This window comes from Brevibacillus sp. HB1.3 (genome assembly GCF_013186635.1).
Classification (GTDB): Bacteria; Bacillota; Bacilli; order Brevibacillales; family Brevibacillaceae; genus Brevibacillus; species Brevibacillus brevis_D.
In genome coordinates, this window is sequence record NZ_JABMIT010000003.1 from 44,594 (window position 1) to 65,542 (window position 20,949).

The 20,949-nt window shown below is 48.1% G+C and carries 1 protein-coding gene (running past one end of the window); it reads left to right on the top strand.

Annotated elements, in window-relative coordinates:
• Positions 1–20,947 carry the 3' portion of a non-ribosomal peptide synthetase gene (locus HPY31_RS07965; RefSeq protein WP_172139958.1) on the top strand. It extends 503 nt beyond the left edge of the window, so only the last 20,947 of its 21,450 coding nucleotides appear in the window; its start codon lies beyond the left edge, outside the window; it ends in the stop codon at positions 20,945–20,947.
• The last annotated feature ends 2 nt before the right edge of the window (positions 20,948–20,949 follow it).

Below are 20,949 nucleotides of genomic sequence, written 5' to 3' on the forward strand. Positions count from 1 at the left end.
ACATTCCTCCTTGTTAATCTTGCAAGATTTGGTCCAAACCTATATCGGACTGGTTGAAGGAAAACAGCCAAAAGTAACACTGAATTCAACGGATTACGCTGACTTCGTAAAATGGGAACAGGACATGATGGCAAGTTCCGAAGGTGGGGAACATCGTTCTTACTGGCTGGAGCAATTGTCAGGGACGCTTCCACAACTGGAGCTTCCTGTCGATCGCCCACGTTCTTCCGCACCTAGCTTTGAGGGGCAGGTTCATACGCATGTATTTTCACGAGATGTGAGTCAGCAGGTGAAGCAGCTCTCCAAGCATTACCGTATGAACCCATCTGTTCTTTTGTTAGGGATGTTTAAAGCCTTATTGTATCGCTATACAGGTCAAACGGATGTGATTGTCGGCATGCCGACGATGGGACGTCCGGAAGAGAGATTTGATTCTCTGATTGGTTATTTTGTCAATATGATTCCCATTCGCAGTCAGGTAACGGGGGAAAAGTCTTTCTCCCAGTTCATTCGGGAATTGCAGCTTACGCTGATTGATGGGATGGATCACGCTGTCTATCCTTTTCCAGCGATGGTTCGCGAGGCAAATATTCCTCGGCTTCATGGAAATTCACCCGTATTCGCTATCATCTTTACGTACCAAAATTTTCTGCAATCGCAAAACTTGCAGCGATTTTATGATGAATGTCAAAACAAGCTTGCTATCGAATTGATTGATGGCGTTCATCAAGAGGGTGAGTATGAATTTGAGTTAGAGGTGTTTGAGCAGGAAGCCGAATTTGTACTGAATTTGAAATACAATCCGCATGTATTTGATCAAGCGACGATTCAACGGATGGCAGCGCATTATCAAAATATCGCAAACGAAGTCATCAAGAAGCCTGACATTGCTTTGGATGAGCTTCCACTTCTTTCTGCTGAAGAACGAAACATGCTGCTCGTTGAGTGGAATGCGACGGAAGAGGCATTCCCGCAGGCTTTATGCATCCATGATTTGTTTGAGAAGCGAGTTCAACAAACGCCAGATGCTGTGGCAGTTGTTTATGAAAAGCAGTCATTAACCTACCGTGAACTAGATGAGCGGGTTACCAAGCTGGCGATCTTTTTGCAGGCGAAGGGAGTAGTCCCGGAAGCTACAGTAGGGATTTGTGTCGAACGTTCTTTGGAAATGGTCATCGGTATTTTAGGCATTCTGAAAGCTGGCGCAGCCTATGTTCCATTGGATCCAACCTATTCCACAAAGCGGTTGGCATACATGGTAGAAGACAGCAAGAGCACTTTGGTGCTTACCCAGGCGCGCCTTTTGGACAAGGTATCTTCAGCCGCAGGAGAAAGTACAAAATGCATCGAGTTAGACAGGGATTGGGAAGAAGTTGAGCAGACAGCTCTTCGACAAACAACGCTCAACCGGGTAGGAAACCCAACCAATCTGGCTTATGTGATTTATACATCCGGAAGCACTGGGAAACCCAAAGGGGTCATGGTGAGTCATGAAAGTATCATGAACACCCTCTTTTTCCTGGAAGCTCGTTATCCGGTTATGGAGAACGATGTTTATTTGCTGAAAACCAACTATGTGTTTGATGTTTCGTTGTCCGAGCTGTTTGGTTGGTTCATTGGTAAAGGACATCTGGTCATTCTTCCGCCACATGGCGAGAAGTCACCAGAAATGTTAGCGGAATCGATCGTGAAGCATCGTGTGACTCATGTCAATTTTGTCCCAGCGATGCTGAATGTCTTCGTCAACGGTGTTGCAGCGAATCAGCCATTCCTACAGCATTGTCCGCTAAAATACGTGATGGTTGCAGGAGAAGCCTTTCCAAAAGAGTTGGTGAAAAGGACGGTTGTGACTTTTCCAAAGGCGAAGATTGAAAATATTTACGGACCAACAGAAGCCTCTATTTATGCGGCATGGTTCTCCTGCTCTGAAAATGAACTGGTCAGCAGCAATACACCGATTGGTAGACCTGTCGCAAATACGCAACTCTACATCGTTGATCGCCATATGAATCCCGTGCCAGTTGGTGTGCCAGGAGAGCTTTGTATTGCAGGAAAAGGCTTGGCTCGTGGGTATTTGAATCGCCCAGAGCTGACCGCAGAGAAGTTTGTAGATAACCCGTTTACACCGGGAACCAAGCTGTATAAAACAGGTGATGTAACACGTTGGCTCCCTGATGGAACGATTGAGTATTTAGGCCGAATCGATCATCAAGTGAAAATTCGAGGCTTTCGGATTGAATTGGGTGAGATCGAGAGTCAACTAATGGCTCATCCACAGATCCAAAGCGTTGTCGTGTTGGTGAAAGAAGAGGGAGATCATAAACGGTTGGTTGCTTATTTTGTCCCGAAAGCAGGTGCCAACCACGAGCAGCTTGAGCCTTCAAAACTACGCGAGTATTTAAGAAAGAATTTGCCAGAGTATATGCTCCCGGCATTTTTTGTTTCCCTGGATAAAATCCCGTTAACCGCTAATGGAAAAGTGGATCGCACAGAGCTGCTGAATCAAAAGCTTGTGGTCACACAGGCGAAGAAGCAGAGCCTTCCGCAATCTGATATAGAGCAAAGGACTTTGAAAATTTGGCAGGATGTTCTGAATGTAGAGGGGATCAGTTTAGAAGATGGCTTTTTCGATGTGGGTGGAGACTCGATTCTCGCTACCATGGTTGTCGCCAAAATGACGGAGGAGTTTCAGTGCGATCTAAATGTGACGACTCTATTTAAGTACGTCAATATTCGAGAGATTAGCGAATATATCGCCGCAAGGAAAGAGAATGAATCGGATGAGCAAATAGACTTTGCCAATTCGAACCAGACAACGGCGTATAGCGATGGACAAGCGGAGGAGTCATATCCTGATTATTATGAGGATAGCATCGCGATTATTGGAATCTCCTGCCACTTCCCTGGAGCGAAAAATCATAGAGAGTTTTGGGAGAATTTACGAAACGGTGTAGAGAGTGTACGTTTCTTCTCAGATGAGGAAATCGATCAATTACATCTGCCTGAGGAATACTTACAGAACCCGAACTTTATTCCGGTGCAGTCGACCATAGAAGGAAAGGATCACTTCGATCCAGGATTCTTTCACCTTTCGGCCAGAGACGCGGAATTTATGGACCCGCAGTTTCGGCTGTTATTGACCCATTCATGGAAAGCACTGGAGGATGCAGGGTATACACCAAAACAGGTTCCGCAGACGGGTGTATTTATGTCGGCGAGCAATAGCTATTATCAAGCACTTTTGCCGCATTTCACCAAGGAATCACCGAATGTCATGAAAGACCCCAAAGAATATGTCTCGTGGGTTTTGGCACAAGGCGGAACGATTCCGACGATGATTTCTCATAAAATGGGGCTGAAGGGACCGAGCTTTGCCGTCCATTCCAATTGTTCTTCTTCATTGGTTGGCTTGCATCTGGCTTATCGCAGCCTGCAATCGGGAGAATCCAAGGTGGCTTTAGTAGGGGGCGCAACGATTTTCCCTATGACTTATTCAGGGTATGTCTATCAAGCTGGATTGAACTTTTCCAGTGATGGTCACTGCAAGACGTTTGACGCGTCAGCAGACGGTATGATCGGTGGAGAGGGAGTCGGCGTAGTTGTCCTCAAAAAAGCTTCCGATGCGATCAGGGACGGCGATCATATTTATGCCCTCATGAGAGGAATTCGCATCAACAATGACGGGGGAGATAAAGTCGGATTTTATGCGCCAAGTATAAAAGGTCAGGCTGAGGTGATTCAGCAAGTATTAGAGGACACCAAGGTTCATCCTGAAACCATTAGCTATATCGAAGCGCATGGGACGGGCACTTATTTAGGCGATCCAATCGAATTCGCGGCGCTCAATGAAGTCTATACAAAATACACATCCAATCAACAGTACTGCGGACTTGGATCAGTGAAAACCAATATTGGACATCTCGATACAGCCGCAGGGTTAGCAGGCTGCATTAAAGTAGCATTGAGCCTATACCATAATGAAATTCCTCCCTCGCTAAACTATGAAAAGCCGAATCCGAATATCCATTTGGATCAATCGCCGTTTTATGTGGTTGATACACTGAAAAAATGGGAGAATGCACCTGTTCCTCACAGAGCGGCGTTAAGTTCATTTGGCCTTGGCGGGACGAATGCTCATGCGATTTTTGAACAATGGAAGATTGGGACAGAAGCTAAGCGTATCAACGTGAGTGATGATAACAACCATCGTGCTTATTTCGTGCCGTTATCAGCCAAAAACGATGATCGTGTTCTGGCGTATGCCCAGCAACTCGTTGATTTCCTTAGCGGGAATCAGGAGCGAGTCCATCTAGCAGATTTGGCCTATACTCTCCAGGTAGGAAGGGAAGCGATGGAGAGCAGGGCTATTTTTATTGTCAAAAATACAGCGGAACTCATTCAAAAGCTGAGTGACTTTTTGAGTGGAGCGGAACAAACAGCGGGTAGCTTTAAAGGGAATACAAGGAAAGTAAGCCACGAAGTCTCCCTATTGAAAAAGAATGGGTTTAATCGTGAGTTATGTACCAAGCTATTTGCAGAAGGGAATGGAGAAAAAGCAGCTGAGCTGTGGAGCAAGGGTCTGGATATCGAGTGGGAAGTCCTGTACAGCGATGCAAAACCACGTCGCATCAGCCTGCCTACCTATCCTTTTGCTGAGGAGTCCTATGGGGTTCCTGAGAATGTGTACAAGGAGTCGGTAGCGGCTTCTGTACAGATTACGCCAATCTCTTCAACAACGCCAACGCCAGAAACGCTGCTACTCCAACCGTGCTGGAACGAACAGGAGGTCAGCCAAAAAGCTGGCTCACCTGCCTTTGCAGAGCATCTCGTGATCCTTTGTGAATGGACAGAGGAATTCCAAGAGCATATCGAATCCGAAATGAACGGAGTGCGCTGCCTGGTCTTACAACCACAATCGCAGCAGGAAAGTATCGCGGAACGGTTCCAAGCCTACACCGTCTTGGTATTCTCGGAAATCCAGCGAATCCTTGCCAATAAACCAAAGGGAAAAGTGCTGCTGCAGCTTGTTGTGCCTGCCAAAGAGGAACAGCAATGCTTCTCTGCCCTCTCTGGTTTGCTGAAAACGGCGCACTTGGAGAATCCAAAGCTGATTGGACAGCTGATTGAAGTACAGGCAGAGGACAATCCAGCGGACTTGGTTTATAAGCTGCAACGAAACAGCATCGATGAGAAAAGTCAGCATATTCGTTATCAGGATGGCAAGCGATGGGTGAGCAGCTGGACAGAATTGAAAGCTTCCGGGCAAGCAGAGCATGTTTGGAAAGATGAAGGCGTTTATCTGATTACAGGCGGTGCAGGCGGATTAGGCTTGATTTTTGCCAAGGAAATCGCGCAGCAAACGAAGGGAGCGACGGTGATTATCACGGGTCGTTCTTCCTTGGATAAAGAAAAGACAGCCAAATGCAGCGAATTAAAAACACTGGGAGTCAATATTCAATATCGTCAAGCTGACATCACACAAAAGCAAGCGGTAGAAGATTTATTCCAAGGCATCAAGCAAGAGTTTGGTAGCCTCACAGGCATTATTCATAGTGCGGGAGTCATTCGCGACAGTTTCATCATGAGAAAAACAGTGGATGAAGTGGCGCAAGTGCTGGCGCCAAAAGTTTCTGGACTGGTGCATCTCGATGAGGCAAGCAAGGATATGGCGCTTGATTTCTTTCTTTTCTTCTCTTCTGGCGTGGGATGCTTTGGGAATGCAGGGCAAGCCGATTATGCTGCTGCCAATGCCTTTATGGATCAATACGCCAAGTATCGTAGTGGTTTGGTGAAAGCAGGTGAGCGTCAAGGCCAAACACTCTCCCTCAATTGGCCGCTGTGGAGAGATGGCGGTATGCGTGTGGATGAAGCCACAGAGAAGATCATGGAGACTAGAGGCATGGTAGCGATGCCGACTGCAAGCGGGATACAGGCGCTGTATCAAGGGGTGGCTTCCGGCTCTGTGCAGATGCTGGTTATCGAAGGCCATCTGCCAACACTCAAGGAACAGTTGCTAGCTGCTCCTGCCGTGTCTCAGCTCGATTCCACATCGATGCAGGATGAGAATTTTTCAGTCGATACAGGCGTGTTAAAAGAGAAAACGCTCTATCAGCTAAAAATGATGTTCGGTCAAGAGACGAGGCTTGGAGCAGGTAAAATCGCTGTCGATGAACCATTCGAAACATACGGAATTGATTCGATTATGGTGATCCAGCTGAATAAAAAGCTAGGGGATGTCTTTAGCGAATTGTCCAAGACCATCCTGTATGAATGTCAGACGCTTGACACCCTTGCAGATTATCTCGTCGCTGATCACTTGCCAGAATGCATGAAGTGGACGGGGCTAGATCGTCAGGGTGCGGTCAATCGTGGAACTCCAACACCACTGGCGCAAAACGAACGTGATACAGCCAGCCATGAACCGACTCGCAGTGTAGCCGTGCAATCAGAAAAGCAGATAGCACGGGAGCCGATTGCCATTATCGGCATGAGCGGTCGTTATCCAAAAGCACGATCGCTAAACGAGTATTGGGAGAATCTGAAGTCCGGAAAGAATTGCATTACGGAAATTCCGGAAGAGCGCTGGTCACTGGATGGCTTTTTCGAGCCAGATCCAGACAAGGCTGTGGCAGAAGGAAAAAGCTACGGCAAATGGGGCGGCTTTGTAGACGGATTCGCTGACTTTGACCCGCTCTTTTTCAATATGTCACCGTGGGAAGCGATGCATTTTGATCCGCAGGAACGCTTGTTTATGGAGTCATGCTGGGAAGTGCTGGAGGATGCAGGTTATACGAGACAACAGCTTGCGGAAAAGTACAATCGACGAGTCGGAGTGTTTGGCGGGATTACCAAAACGGGATTCAGCTTGTATGGACCTGATTTATGGAAGCAGGGTGAATTGATTTACCCGCACACATCGTTTAGCTCACTGACGAATCGTGTTTCCTATTTCCTCAATCTCCAAGGTCCGAGTATGCCGATTGATACGATGTGCTCCGCTTCGCTCACCGCGATTCATGAAGCGTGCGAGCATCTGTATAACGGGGATTGCGAACTGGCGATTGCCGGTGGAGTCAACCTGTATCTGCATCCTTCCAGCTATGTCTTTTTGTCAGCACTGCATATGCTGTCCGTGGATGGACAATGCAAAAGCTTTGGGCAAGGCGGAAACGGTTTTGTACCGGGAGAAGGCGTAGGTACAGTGCTGCTCAAACCACTGTCGAAGGCAATAGCGGATGGCGACCATATCTATGGATTGATTCGCGGAACCAGCGTGAATCACGGCGGAAAAACGAATGGCTATACAGTACCGAATCCAACTGCTCAAGGAGAGCTGATTCGCGAGGCACTGGATAAGGCAGGCGTTCATGCCAAGACCGTAAGCTATATCGAAGCGCACGGAACAGGCACGGAGCTTGGTGATCCGATTGAAATTACGGGTCTCATCCAGGCCTTCCGCAAGGATACGCAGGATACGGGATATTGTGCGATTGGTTCTGTGAAATCCAATATTGGTCACTTGGAAGCGGCGGCTGGAATAGCAGGAGTGGCAAAAATATTGCTGCAAATGAAGCATCAACAGCTGGTCCCAAGTCTGCATGCGAAGGAGCTGAATCCGAATATTCCGTTTTCGAAAACGCCATTTGTCGTTCAGCAGGACTTGGCTGAATGGAAACGACCGCGAATGGAAGTGAATGGAGTATTGAGAGAATTCCCGCGAATTGCCGGGATTTCTTCTTTTGGTGCAGGAGGGGCCAATGCACATGTTGTGATTGAGGAATACATTCCTGCGGTCAAGGAACGCCCATCAATTATAGTCAGTCCGCAAAATCCGGCGGTCATCGTCCTGTCGGCAAAGAATGAGGAGCGTCTCATCGAACAAGTGCAAAGACTGCTAGCGTCGATTGAGGAGCAATCCTTTACAGATGTGGACTTGGCGGATATTTCGTATACGCTCCAAGTGGGACGCGAGGCAATGGAAGAACGCCTGGCCCTGATGGTGAGCTCGCTTTCAGAGTTGGTAGAGAAGTTGCAAAGCTTTCTTGCAGGTGATGACAGCATTGCCGATCTCTATCGCGGTCAGGTAAAGCGCGGCAGGGAAACAACAGACATCTTCGCAGGCGATGAAGAGTTGCAAGAAGCGATTGAAAAATGGATGCAACGCAAAAAAATCGCCAAGCTGCTCGATTTCTGGGTGAAGGGCTTGAATATGGACTGGAATAAGCTTTATGACGACAAAAAGCCTCGTCGGATCAGCTTGCCAGCGTATCCTTTTGCCAGAGAGCATTACTGGCTGCCCAAACCGAAGACACAGCCGTTAACTCACACAAAAGGTACGTCTGGTCTGACTGCTTCCCTGCATCCTTTGCTGCATCAAAATACTTCGGATCTCCGCGAACAAAGATTCAGCTCGACTTTTGATGGTCAGGAATTCTTTTTATCGGATCATGTTGTAAAAGGAAAGAGAATTCTGCCTGGGGTTGCTTATCTGGAGATGGCTCGAGCAGCTGCGGGTCTCGCAGCGGGAGCGTTGGAAGACGAGCAATTCGCGATGGAGCTGAAAAATGTTGTCTGGGCGCAACCGATAGTGGTGGAAGAAAAGCCTGTTCAGGTACACATCGGGATTTATCCTGAGGATAACGGCGACCTTCGTTATGAAATATACAGCGAACCGCAAGTAGAGGCAGAATCGGTGGTACACAGTCAAGGGAGTGTGGTGTTTGCGGGGATCACCGCTGCACCCACGCATAATCTCGATGCGCTCAAAGCCCAATGCAGCTATCGTACGCTTCATGCCAGTGAGTGCTATGAAGCCTTTCAAACAATGGGACTTGCCTATGGGCCAGCCCAGCAAGGAATTGAGCAAGTGTACGTGGGAGAGGGACAAGTATTGGCCAAGTTAGCCATGCCTTCCAAAGTTGCCGAGACGCAAGGAGAATTCGTCCTGCATCCGAGCATGCTGGATTCGGCCTTACAATCCTCTATCGGCTTATTGCTTGGCACAGGCGATACAGCGATTCTGAAGCCAATCCTGCCATTTGCACTGGAGAAGCTGAGCATTTTTAGCCAGACTTCCTCCCAGATGTGGGTATGGATTCGACAGGCTGGCGGCAATAGGACGGGAGACAAGGTACAGAAGGTAGATATTGATTTGTGTGACGACAAAGGAACAGTTTGCGTGCGTATGCAGGGCTTCTCGGCACGAGTGCTAGAAGGTGAAGTTGAGCCGATGGATTCCAAAGGGAAACTCGGAACACTGCTGGTTCATCCTGAATGGAAGGAAAAAGCAGTGGTGAGCAATGCCGAAGCCCCTGACTATACACAGCGAGTCGTGATGATTGTTGAACCAGATCGCAATACTTGGGACAGTCTCCAATCTAACTTGAATGGAGTCCGCTGCCTTCCTTTACGATCCGCCCAAGAAGGCATTGCCGAGCGTTTCATTGATTATACGACACAGATATTGGAGGAAATTCAAGGGGTTTTCAAGCAAAAAGTACGCGGTAAAGTATTATTTCAGATTGTCGTTCCTTTGCAAGCAGAGCAGCCGTCCTTCACCGCTTTCTCCGGATTGCTGAAAACGGCGAGATTGGAGAATCCTAACCTGATTGGACAGGTAGTGGAGATAGAATCGGGCGACAACGAATTCGAGATTGCTGAAAAAATAAAGGAAAATGTACGTTGCCCATTGGATGTTCAGATTCGATATCGATCTGGAAAGAGATATGTAGCTGAGTGGGTAGAACTCGATGCTCCACAAGAAACGAGCATTCCGTGGAAAGACGGTGGAGTTTATCTCATCACAGGTGGAGCAGGCGGACTGGGTTATATTTTTGCCAACGAAATTGTACAGAAGGTTCAACAGGCGAACCTGATTCTGACAGGACGTTCCCCATTGGATCAGGAGAAGCAAGGTAAACTCCATGACTTGAAAAGATATGGTGCAAGAGTTGAATACCGCCAAATTGATGTGACACAGAAACAGGAAATGACAGAATTGATCCGCACGATTCAACAGGACTATGGGCGTCTTCATGGCATTATTCATAGTGCTGGCGTGCTTCGTGACAGCTATATCCTCAAGAAAACCAGGGAGGAAGTTCAAACGGTTCAGGGTCCAAAGGTTACGGGTCTCATCAATCTAGATGAGGCCACTAAAGATGTAGAACTGGATTTCCTGGTGCTGTTTTCCTCGGTGGCTGGCAGCCTGGGGAATATCGGACAAGCAGACTATGCGTGCGCCAACGCCTTTATGGACGGATTTGCGCATTATCGCAATGGATTGGTTGCGTTACAGCAACGTCACGGACAGACATTGTCGATGAATTGGCCGTTGTGGAAAGAGGGCGGAATGCAGGCTGACGCAGAGGCCGGTGACATGTTGGAGCATAGCAGAGGAGTAGGCGCTATGCAGACTGCGACGGGGATTGCAGCTATGTATCAAGGCTTAGCCTCTGGAAAAGCACAGGTCATGGTGCTGGAAGGTGATCTGGCGAAGCTCAAGCAAACACTGTTTTTGCAAGCGCCAGTCAACTATTTTCAATCCAAGCATTCGGTCACAGTGGATACTAGCAGCCTGCTGCAAAAAGTGGAACTTGCCTTGAAGCATACCGTGTCGGAGCTGCTTCAGGTTCCTACCACGGATATTGATGGCAAAGTAGAGCTGTCTGAACTCGGATTTAATCAGGTTCTACTAACTGAATTCGCCAACAAGCTCAGTCAGCAATATCACATCGGACTGACTCCGACTGTTTTCGTGGAGTGTCCGACGCTTCAACAGCTTGCATCCTATTTACTGGAAGAATTTGAAGACACGCTGGTCAAACAGGTGCAACCAGTGGCATCGATTACACCAACGAAAGTAGAGCTGAATGAAAAACGAGGGACCACCGTTGTGGAACAAAATGTTCTCCACGAGAAAGCGACTCATTTTGTGAAAAAGGAATTTGCCGAGGTTCTGCAACTGCCTGTGAATCGAATCGAAGAAGATGCCGCGATGGAGAAATACGGAATTGATTCGATTCTATCCATGAAATTAACCAACCAATTAGAGAAAAGCTTTGGTTCACTGCCGAAAACGTTATTTTTTGAGTATCAAACGATTCAAGAATTGATTGGATATTTCCTGGATTCCTATCGAGATAAATTCATTGAAGTCTTGGGTCTTACGGAACAGCAGGAAACGGTTGTTACCCGAAAAACAGCAATCGTGTCAACAGAAGAGAACACGTCGAAAAGGCCAATGAATAGCCATCGAGGAAGCAGTCGCAAAGGCTCGCGGTTCATCTCAACACAGAAGGAACCCCAACCAGCCAAAGGAGCAGGAGCTTTGGACATTGCGATCATTGGGGTTTCTGGACGTTATCCGAAAGCGCGGAATATCCAAGAGTTCTGGACGAATTTGCGCGATGGCAAGGATTGCATTACGGAGATCCCCAAAGAGCGCTGGAACCACAGTCTGTATTTTGATGAGGATAAGAACAAACGGGGGAAAACCTACAGCAAATGGGGCGGTTTCATAGACGGTGTGGATCAATTCGATCCGCTGTTCTTCAACATTTCTCCTCTGGAAGCAGAAATCATGGACCCGCAGGAACGTTTATTCCTGGAGTGTGTGTATGAAACCTTAGAGGATGCAGGTTATACCCGCGAATCTCTCGGATCGTCCCAAGGCTTCGGACTTGGCGGAAATGTCGGTGTTTATGTGGGCATCATGTATGAAGAGTATCAACTGTATGGTGTACAAGAAACCATGATGGGCAGACCAATGGCCCTTGGCGGAAGCTTCTCATCTGTTGCGAACCGTGTTTCTTATTTCTTTGATTTCCATGGCCCTAGCGTAGCTGTTGATACCATGTGTTCCTCCTCGCTAACGGGCATCCATTTTGCCTGCCAAAGCTTGTTGCGCGGTGAATGCGAGGTTGCGATTGCGGGTGGTGTCAATGTTTCCATTCACCCGAATAAATATTTGATGCTCGGGCAGGGGAAATTTGCTTCCAGCAAGGGACGATGCGAAAGCTTTGGGCTTGGCGGCGACGGCTATGTGCCCGGAGAGGGTGTCGGAGCCGTACTGCTAAAACCTCTGGCGAAAGCAATCGCCGATGGAGATCAAATTTACGGTGTGATTAAAGGAAGCGCTATTAACCATGGCGGCAAAACAAATGGTTATACCGTACCGAACCCGAATGCACAAGCGAGCGTGATTGGGCGTGCCTTGAAGGAGGCAGGAATTGATCCGCGGACGATTAGTTATTTGGAAGCCCACGGTACAGGTACTTCCTTAGGAGATCCGATAGAGATTGCGGGCTTGACCAAAGCTTTCCAAGCGTACACAGCAGACAAGCAGTTTTGCTCCATCGGATCAGCGAAGTCCAATATCGGGCATTGTGAGAGCGCAGCGGGAATTGCCGGGATTACGAAAATCCTGTTACAGCTCAAACACGGACAGCTAGCTCCATCCTTGCATGCGGAGGTGCTAAACCCGAATATTGATTTTAGCACGACCCCGTTCGTCGTCCAGCAAGAGCTCGCGGAGTGGAAACGTCCTGTTATTGACGGTCAGGAAATTCCAAGACGCTCCGGTGTGAGTAGCTTTGGTGCGGGTGGCTCGAATGCTCATATCGTTTTGGAAGAGTACATTCCAGACGATGAGAAACGTCCAGCTTTCCAAGTAAGTCACACAAATCCAGCGATCATTCTCCTGTCAGCGAAGAACGAGAGCCAGCTCCACGAACAGGTACAGCGTTTGTTAGCGGTGATCAAGGATCGGACCATTTCTGACATGGACTTAGCAGATATTGCTTACACGCTTCAAATTGGGCGAGAAGCTATGGAAGAGCGCCTTGGTGTGATGGCCAGCTCCATTCAAGAGCTTCAGGAAAAGCTGACGCAATTTGTAGATGGACAGGAAAGTATTACAGATGTATTCCGAGGACAGGTGAAAGGCAACAAAAAGACAATCGCCGTGTTTGAAGCGGATGAAGATTTGAAACAAGCAATCGATGCTTGGATCAGCAAAAGAAAATACACCAAGCTGCTTGATCTGTGGGTAAATGGAGGCGTGGTTGATTGGAACAAGCTCTACGGTGAGAAGAAGCCTCGGCGCGTGAGCCTGCCTACGTATCCGTTTGCAAGAGAACGTTATTGGATTCCTCAGATGGATACGCAATTTACGCGCGAAGTGGCAGCGGCATCAGAAGGGGCGCTCTTTCTTCACCCATTGCTCCAGAAAAATACGTCTGAATTGTTGGAACAGCGGTATAGCTCCACCTTCCGTGGACAGGAATTTTTCTTGGCAGATCATGTTGTGAATGGTCAGCAGCTCTTACCGGGTGTTGCCTATCTGGAAATGGCACGCGAGGCAATCGATCAGTCAGCGGGAGCCTTGAAAGCGGGACAGAATAGCTTGAAGCTCACAAATATTGTGTGGGCCAAGCCAATTGCTGTCGATGATCAGCCAGTCGACGTTCACATTGGTCTTCAGCTCGAGGATAGTGGAGAGATTGGCTATCGAATTTACAGTGAGCATGCAGGAAATGAAGCAGAAGAGATTGTGCACAGTCAAGGACGTGCTGGATTCCATACGGTTGCCGAGAAGCCGACGCTTAATCTCGCTGCGTTACAAGCCGCATGCGACCATGGCATCTTGAGAGGCAGCAAATGCTATGACGGTTATAAAAGAATGGGAATCCATTATGGTCCTGCGCTGCAAGGAATCGAGCAAGTGCATAAGGGCGTGGAGCAGGTGTTGGCAAAGCTGTCCCTACCTTTCACTGTTTTGGGGACAGAAGAACAGTTTGTGCTGCACCCCAGTATGCTGGATTCTGCTTTACAGGCGGCGATTGGCTTATTTATGGGTGCGGATGACAGGAGCTTCGATTACCAGCTTGATTCGCTCAAGCCAATCTTGCCTTTTGCGTTGGATGAACTGGAAATCTTTAGTCCATGCACGCCGCAGATGTGGGCGTATATTCGCTACAGTGATGGCAGCAAAGCAACTGATCATGTACAGAAGCTGGATATTGACTTATGTGACGAGCAAGGGAACGTTTGCGTCAGAATGAAGCGATTTTCGTCTCGTAAGCTGGACGGTAAAGAGGTAGACTTCGAAAAAACTGAGGCACAAGAGATGCTGATGGTTCATCCTTGCTGGAAGGAGCAAGCAGCTGTCCAAAAAACGGAGACGCCTGTCTATGCACAGCATATCGTGATGATGGCGGAAGGCTTTGAAGCGTCGCTTGCGAGTATTTCAGCACAGATGAACGAAGTGCGCTTAATTCCTTTACAATCCGAACAGGATGGCATTGCCGACAGATTCGAGGCCTATGCTTCCCAAGTATTTTTGGAACTCCAAAGCATCTTTCAACAAAAGATACTTGGCAAAGTGTTCGTACAGGTCGTCGTTCCCGCCAAAGCGGAGCAATCATACGTAAGCGGACTCTCTGGCTTGCTGAAAACAGCCCAGCAGGAGAACCCAAATGTAATCGGCCAATTCCTTGAATTAAACCCAGGTGAACATGCAGAAGAAATCGTAAACAAGCTGCAGGAAAATGCCTGTCAGCCTATGGATGACCGAATTCGCTATCAAGCGGGCAAACGTTATGTACTGGGCTGGTGCGAAACCAAGCCATTGCAGGATGAGGTCACTATTCCGTGGAGAGAGCAAGGAACCTATCTGATTACGGGTGGAGCAGGCGGTTTAGGGTTGATTTTCGCAAGGGAAATCGCGAGTCAAGCGAAACAGGCAACCTTAATTCTCACAGGACGATCTCCTTTGCGCGAAGATAAGCAAGCGATCCTTCATGATTTGCAAAGGTCAGGGGCAAGGGTTGTCTACCGTCAAGTTGATGTGACGGACAAGCAGGAAGTAAACCAGCTCATCCAAAGCATTCATCAGGAATTCGGAGGGCTTCACGGCATCATCCATAGCGCGGGTGTCGTGCGAGATAACTTCATCCTCAAGAAAACGACAGAAGAATGGAACCAAGTGGTAGCGCCAAAAGTTACAGGTCTTACGAATATAGATGAGGCGAGTAAAGATCAGCCTCTCGATTTCTTCGTCCTCTTTTCTTCGATAGCAGGAAGTATCGGAAATAGTGGTCAGGCAGACTATGCTTGCGCGAATGCCTTTATGGATGGCTATGCGAAAGATCGGAATGAACGAGTGCAGGCAAAGCAACGTCAAGGTCAAACAGTCTCCATCAACTGGCCGCTCTGGAAAGAGGGCGGGATGCAAGTAGATGAAGCAGTTGAGGAAATGGTGAAACAAAGGGTTGGAATGATTGCTTTGCAGACCGCGACGGGTATTCGTGCTTTTTATGAAGCCATAGCTTCTCGAAAAGATCAGGTGATGGTAATGGAAGGAGATCTACAACGCCTCCACGCAGCAGTGGTGGGAAGACCGGAGACAACAGAACAAGAAGTCAAAGCTTCTCCCGTCGTACAACCAACGAGTCATCATTTTCCAAAGGAAAAAGCCATCTATTATTTCAAAAAGCTGGTCTCTTCCGTGATCAAGCTGCCGATAGACCGCATCGAAGCAGACGCTTTGTTGGAAAAGTACGGAATTGACTCGATTATGGTCATGCAATTAACAAATGAATTAGAAAAAACGTTTGGTTCGTTGTCGAAAACGTTATTTTTTGAATATCAAACCATCGAAGAAATTACGAAATACTTCCTGGCAGCGCATCAGGATCAGATGATGAGTATCCTGGGCATGGATGAAAAAGAAGCACCAACGGTATCCCCTGTTAAAAGATCGAGCGTTGTACCGACGATGGTTGCTGCAACGGCAAAACCGATCATCCATAACCGCAGGAGCAAAGGCAATGCGTTGAAGGAAACGACGAGTGAAATTAAACCAGCAAACGACGCCTTAGACATTGCGATTATTGGGGTCGCCGGTCGTTATCCGAAAGCGAGAACCATAAATGAGTTCTGGCGTAACCTGCGTGATGGCAAGGATTGTGTCACAGAAATTCCCGAAGAGCGTTGGGATTACAGCCTGTTCTTTGATGCAGATAAGAAAAAGCAAGGAAAAACCTACAGCAAGTGGGGGGGCTTCCTGGACGGTGTGGATCAATTTGACCCGTTATTTTTCCATATCACACCAAGAGAGGCTGAAATCATGGACCCGCAAGAGCGCTTGTTCTTGGAATGCGTCTATGAAACGTTAGAGGATGCCGGGTATACTCGTGAATCTCTCGGTTCAACATCTGGCATGGGCCTAGGCGGTAATGTCGGGGTTTATGTCGGAGTCATGTACGAGGAATACCAGCTCTATGGAGCACAGGAAACGATGCTCGGTAGACCGATGGCGCTGGCAGGAAGTCCAGCCTCCATTGCGAATCGCGTTTCTTATTTCTGCAACTTCCATGGACCTAGCATGGCGGTCGATACGATGTGTTCCTCTTCCCTGACAACCATTCATTTGGCTTGCCAAAGTCTACAGCAAGGGGAATGTGAAGCCGCGATTGCAGGCGGTGTCAACGTTTCGATTCACCCTAATAAATACTTGATGCTTGGACAGGGAAAATTCGCATCCAGCAAGGGACGATGCGAAAGCTTTGGCATTGGCGGCGACGGGTATGTACCTGGCGAGGGGGTGGGAGCAGTCCTGCTTAAACCTCTGGCGAAAGCGATTGCCGATGGAGATCAAATTTATGGAGTGATAAAAGGAACAGCGGTGAACCATGGAGGAAAAACCAATGGCTACAATGTACCTAGCCCGAATGCCCAAGCTCGGGTTATTGGACGTGCTTTCCAAAAAGCCGGAATCGATCCACGGACGATCAGCTATCTGGAAGCACATGGTACGGGGACCTCTTTAGGCGATCCCATTGAAATGACGGGCTTAACGAAGGCTTTCCAGGCGTATACAAATGACAAACAGTTTTGTGCCATTGGATCGGCGAAATCAAACATCGGGCATTGTGAGAGTGCAGCGGGTATTGCTGGGGTGACGAAGGTTTTATTGCAGCTCAAGCATGGACAATTAGCCCCATCCCTGCATGCTGAAGTACTCAATCCGAATATAGATTTCAGCGTGACACCGTTTGTTGTTCAGCAAGAGCTGGCAGAGTGGAAACGCCCTGTTATTGACGGACGGGAAGTTCCACGCCGTGCCGGTGTGAGTAGCTTTGGTGCGGGTGGATCGAATGCCCATGTCGTGATTGAAGAATACATTCCAAAAACGCAAGAGCAATCTACCCTAATGGCAAGTCCGCAAAATCCTGTATTGATTCTCTTATCGGCCAAAAATGAAGAGCAGCTTCAACAACGGGTACAACGACTACTCGGAGCCATTGCGGAACAGGGATTATCCGATGCGGATTTAGCTGAAATGGCGTATACCCTGCAAGTGGGACGAGAAGCGATGGAAGAACGTTTGGCTGTGATCGCGGGCTCGATGATGGAACTTGAAGAGAAATTAAAGCAATTCATAGGCAGACAGAAGGACATTGAGGACCTGTATCACGGACAGGTAAAACGTCATAAAGAGACCTTGGCAATCTTTGCAGCCGATGATGATCTGCCGCAAATGATTGATTCCTGGATGAGCAAAGGCAAATACGGAAAATTGCTGGATGTTTGGGTGAAAGGGCTGAACATTGACTGGAGCAGCTTGTATGGGGAGAGAAAGCCTCGACGGATTAGTCTTCCAACCTATCCATTTAGCAGAGAAGCTTATTGGGTGCCTGGTGGACATACGTCATTTACAGGTTCAGCATCCCGATCCACCTATGAGCAGATTCCGGTTCAGCCAGACATGCGCATTTTGAAAAAGCAATGGAAGGCTTGCCCAGCGATGCCAGCCAAGGTAGCTCATCGAACGATTGGTATTTTCACAACGGATGAAACGAAGCAATTGGCGCTTCATCTGTCCAACCATTTTGCTAAGTGTGAAATCCTAGAGCTGAACGAGCTTGAATCACGACTCCATCAGGATGAGACGGAGTGGAAAAACTATGATGGTATCGTAGATTTGATCGGTTGTGGACATCAGCATCCAGATTCGCTGGCTTGGATTCCATGGCTGCAACAACTCATTGAGAATGGTCATAAAGAAGGCATAAAGCTAGTGGGTGTGACAAAAGGCGTGGAGGCCTTCCAGAATGACGCCGTCAATTTGGCGGGTGCCTCCCGTGTTGGCTTGTACCGGATGCTGCAAAGTGAATATAAGCATCTGCAATCACGTCATGTGGATCTTGATCCATTAGCTGATGGAGAAGAACTTGCGCAACAGATTGCAGCAGAGTTTTTCACGGATGATCAGGAGGCAGAGGTTTGCTATCGATCGGGTGAGCGTTATAGCGCTTATCTTCAAGAAGAGATGGTAGCCGACAGTCAGGAGCCAGTGCTTGTATTCCCTGAGAACCATGTTTTATTGATTACAGGCGGTACACGAGGGCTTGGGTATTTATGTGCCAAGCATTTTGTAGAGCGTTATGGTGTCAAAAAACTGGTGCTCACAGGGAGAGAAACCCTGCCGCCGCGCGAGCAATGGGGGGATTATCAACTCCAAAGCACTTCCGTAGCAAAGAAAATTCAGGCGGTACAAGCTTTGGAAGCGCAAGGCGTACAGGTTCAAGTCTTATCTGTATCCTTAACTGATGAAGAGGCTTGGAAACAGTATTTATACGAGATGAAACAGACGATGGGGCCTATTGGCGGGGTGATTCATTGCGCAGGTTTTAGCGATGATCAAAATCCTGCGTTTATTCGGAAAACGAAGGCTGGAATTCAGCATGTATTACAACCGAAAGTGGCTGGGCTGCATACGCTCTACCAAATTTGCAAGGACGAGCCTTTACAGTTCTTCGTTCTCTTTTCATCTGCTTCGGCAGTCATTCCGTCCTTGGCAGCGGGACAGAGTGATTACGCGTTAGCCAATGGCTATATGGATTATTTTGCTTATGCACATGCGGATTCTTGCCCGATGATCAGCATTCAGTGGCCGAGCTGGAAGGAAACAGGAATTGGTGCAGTCACGACCAAAGCCTATCAGCAAACTGGACTCGTACACATCACTGACGAGCAAGGACTGCGATTACTCGATCATATTCTTTTCGAGAAAATGGGTCCTGTAGTTTTCCCGGCAGCCATTAACCATGAACTGTGGGAACCCCATCAGCTGATGCAACACAAAAAGCAAGAAGCTTCTGCTGCGAATCTGTCGTCTCGTCGTCCACCAGCAGGTAAGCCGACTCAAAGCTCAGTGGATCTTGTGAAGACAGCGCAAACAAGATTGATTGAGCTGTTTGCGAAGGAGCTAAAAATAGATCCTGCCAGATTGGAGATAGACAAAGCGTTTCCAGACTATGGGATCGATTCGGTGTTACTGGCTCAAGTCATGAATGAGATCAGTAAATGGTTGGGCAAGGATTTGGACCCGACAATTTTATATGAATATCCCACCATCGAAACCCTTGCAGAATGGCTGTCCAGCAATCACGGTGATTCATTCTCTGACGATCTGAAGCTGACACCTCCTGAAATGAACGGCGATCCGAAGAGTCAGCCCATCCGACGGGAGACTGTGAAAAGCCAAACGGCGAGTAGTCAGGCTGCGCAATATCGGGAGGCAACTCCAAATCCGGCAGACATTGCGGTAGTGGGGCTCTCTTGCCGTTTTCCGGGAGCTCGTAACGTGGAAAAATATTGGGAGCTGTTAGCGGAGGGCCGTTCAGCCATTGGTGCTGTACCCAAGGAACGCTGGGGTTATGAAAATTCCTATCACGCGGGACTTCTGGACGATATTACTGCGTTTGATCCTTCTTACTTCCTGATAGCAAAAGAAGATGCCAAGGCGATGGACCCGCAAGCGTTATTGGTTTTGGAGGAAAGTCTTCACCTTTGGCATCAGGCTGGATATACACCGAAGGACATCAAGGGAAAATCGGTAGGTGTCTACATCGGGGCAAGAAGTAATCATCGCCCAAGCGAAGATCGTCTACAGCAAACACAAAACCCGATTATGACCGTGGGACAAAACTATTTGGCTACGAATATTTCCCAATACTTTGACCTTAGAGGTCCGAGTGTGGTCATCGATACGGCATGCTCTTCGGCGCTGGTAGGGATGAATATGGCGATTCATTCCCTTCGAAGTGGAGAGATTAAGGCTGCTATCGTCGGCGGGGTTAACGTATTAAACGGTGATGAAGCGCATCGGATGTTCTACCAAAGAGGAATTTTAAGCGAGGAGCCAGCCTTCCATATTTTTGATAGACGTGCGGGCGGACTCGTATTGGGAGAAGGCGTAGGAATGGTTCTATTGAAGACCGTGGAGCAAGCACTGGCTGATGGGGATGAAATACATGCCGTCATCAAGGGAGTAGCGGTCAACAATGATGGACGAACAGCAGGTCCTGCTACCCCGAATTTGCAAGCCCAAAAAGAGGTGATGCAGTCGGCGCTGGCTAAAGCTGGCGTGAAGCCGGAGCAAATTAGTTATATCGAAGCGAATGGGTCAGGTTCAGAGGTTACCGATTTACTTGAACTCAAAGCCATTCAGTCTGTCTATCGCTCATCTCATACGGAGGCTTGCGGCTTAGGATCGATCAAGCCAAATATCGGTCATCCATTATGTGCAGAAGGGATTGCCAGCTTGATAAAAGTCGTGCTGATGCTCAAACACCGACAATTGGTTCCGTTCCTGTCAGGGCAAGAGCCGATGACTCATTTCCATATGGAGTCAACGCCTTTTTATTTTCAGCGACAGCTTTCTGAATGGAACGATTCGCCCAGAATAGCAGCGATTAATTGTTTTGCAGATGGGGGAACCAACGCCAACGTCGTTTTACAATCCTGGGAGGAGGCAGTCTCACGTCCGAACAAACGACATTCGATTGCACCTCCGACGTTAAACCGATTTGACGTCTACCGTGAAGAGAAACCCAGCCATACGATCAGTATTTGGAAGCGACAAATAGTGGAGGGATAAAC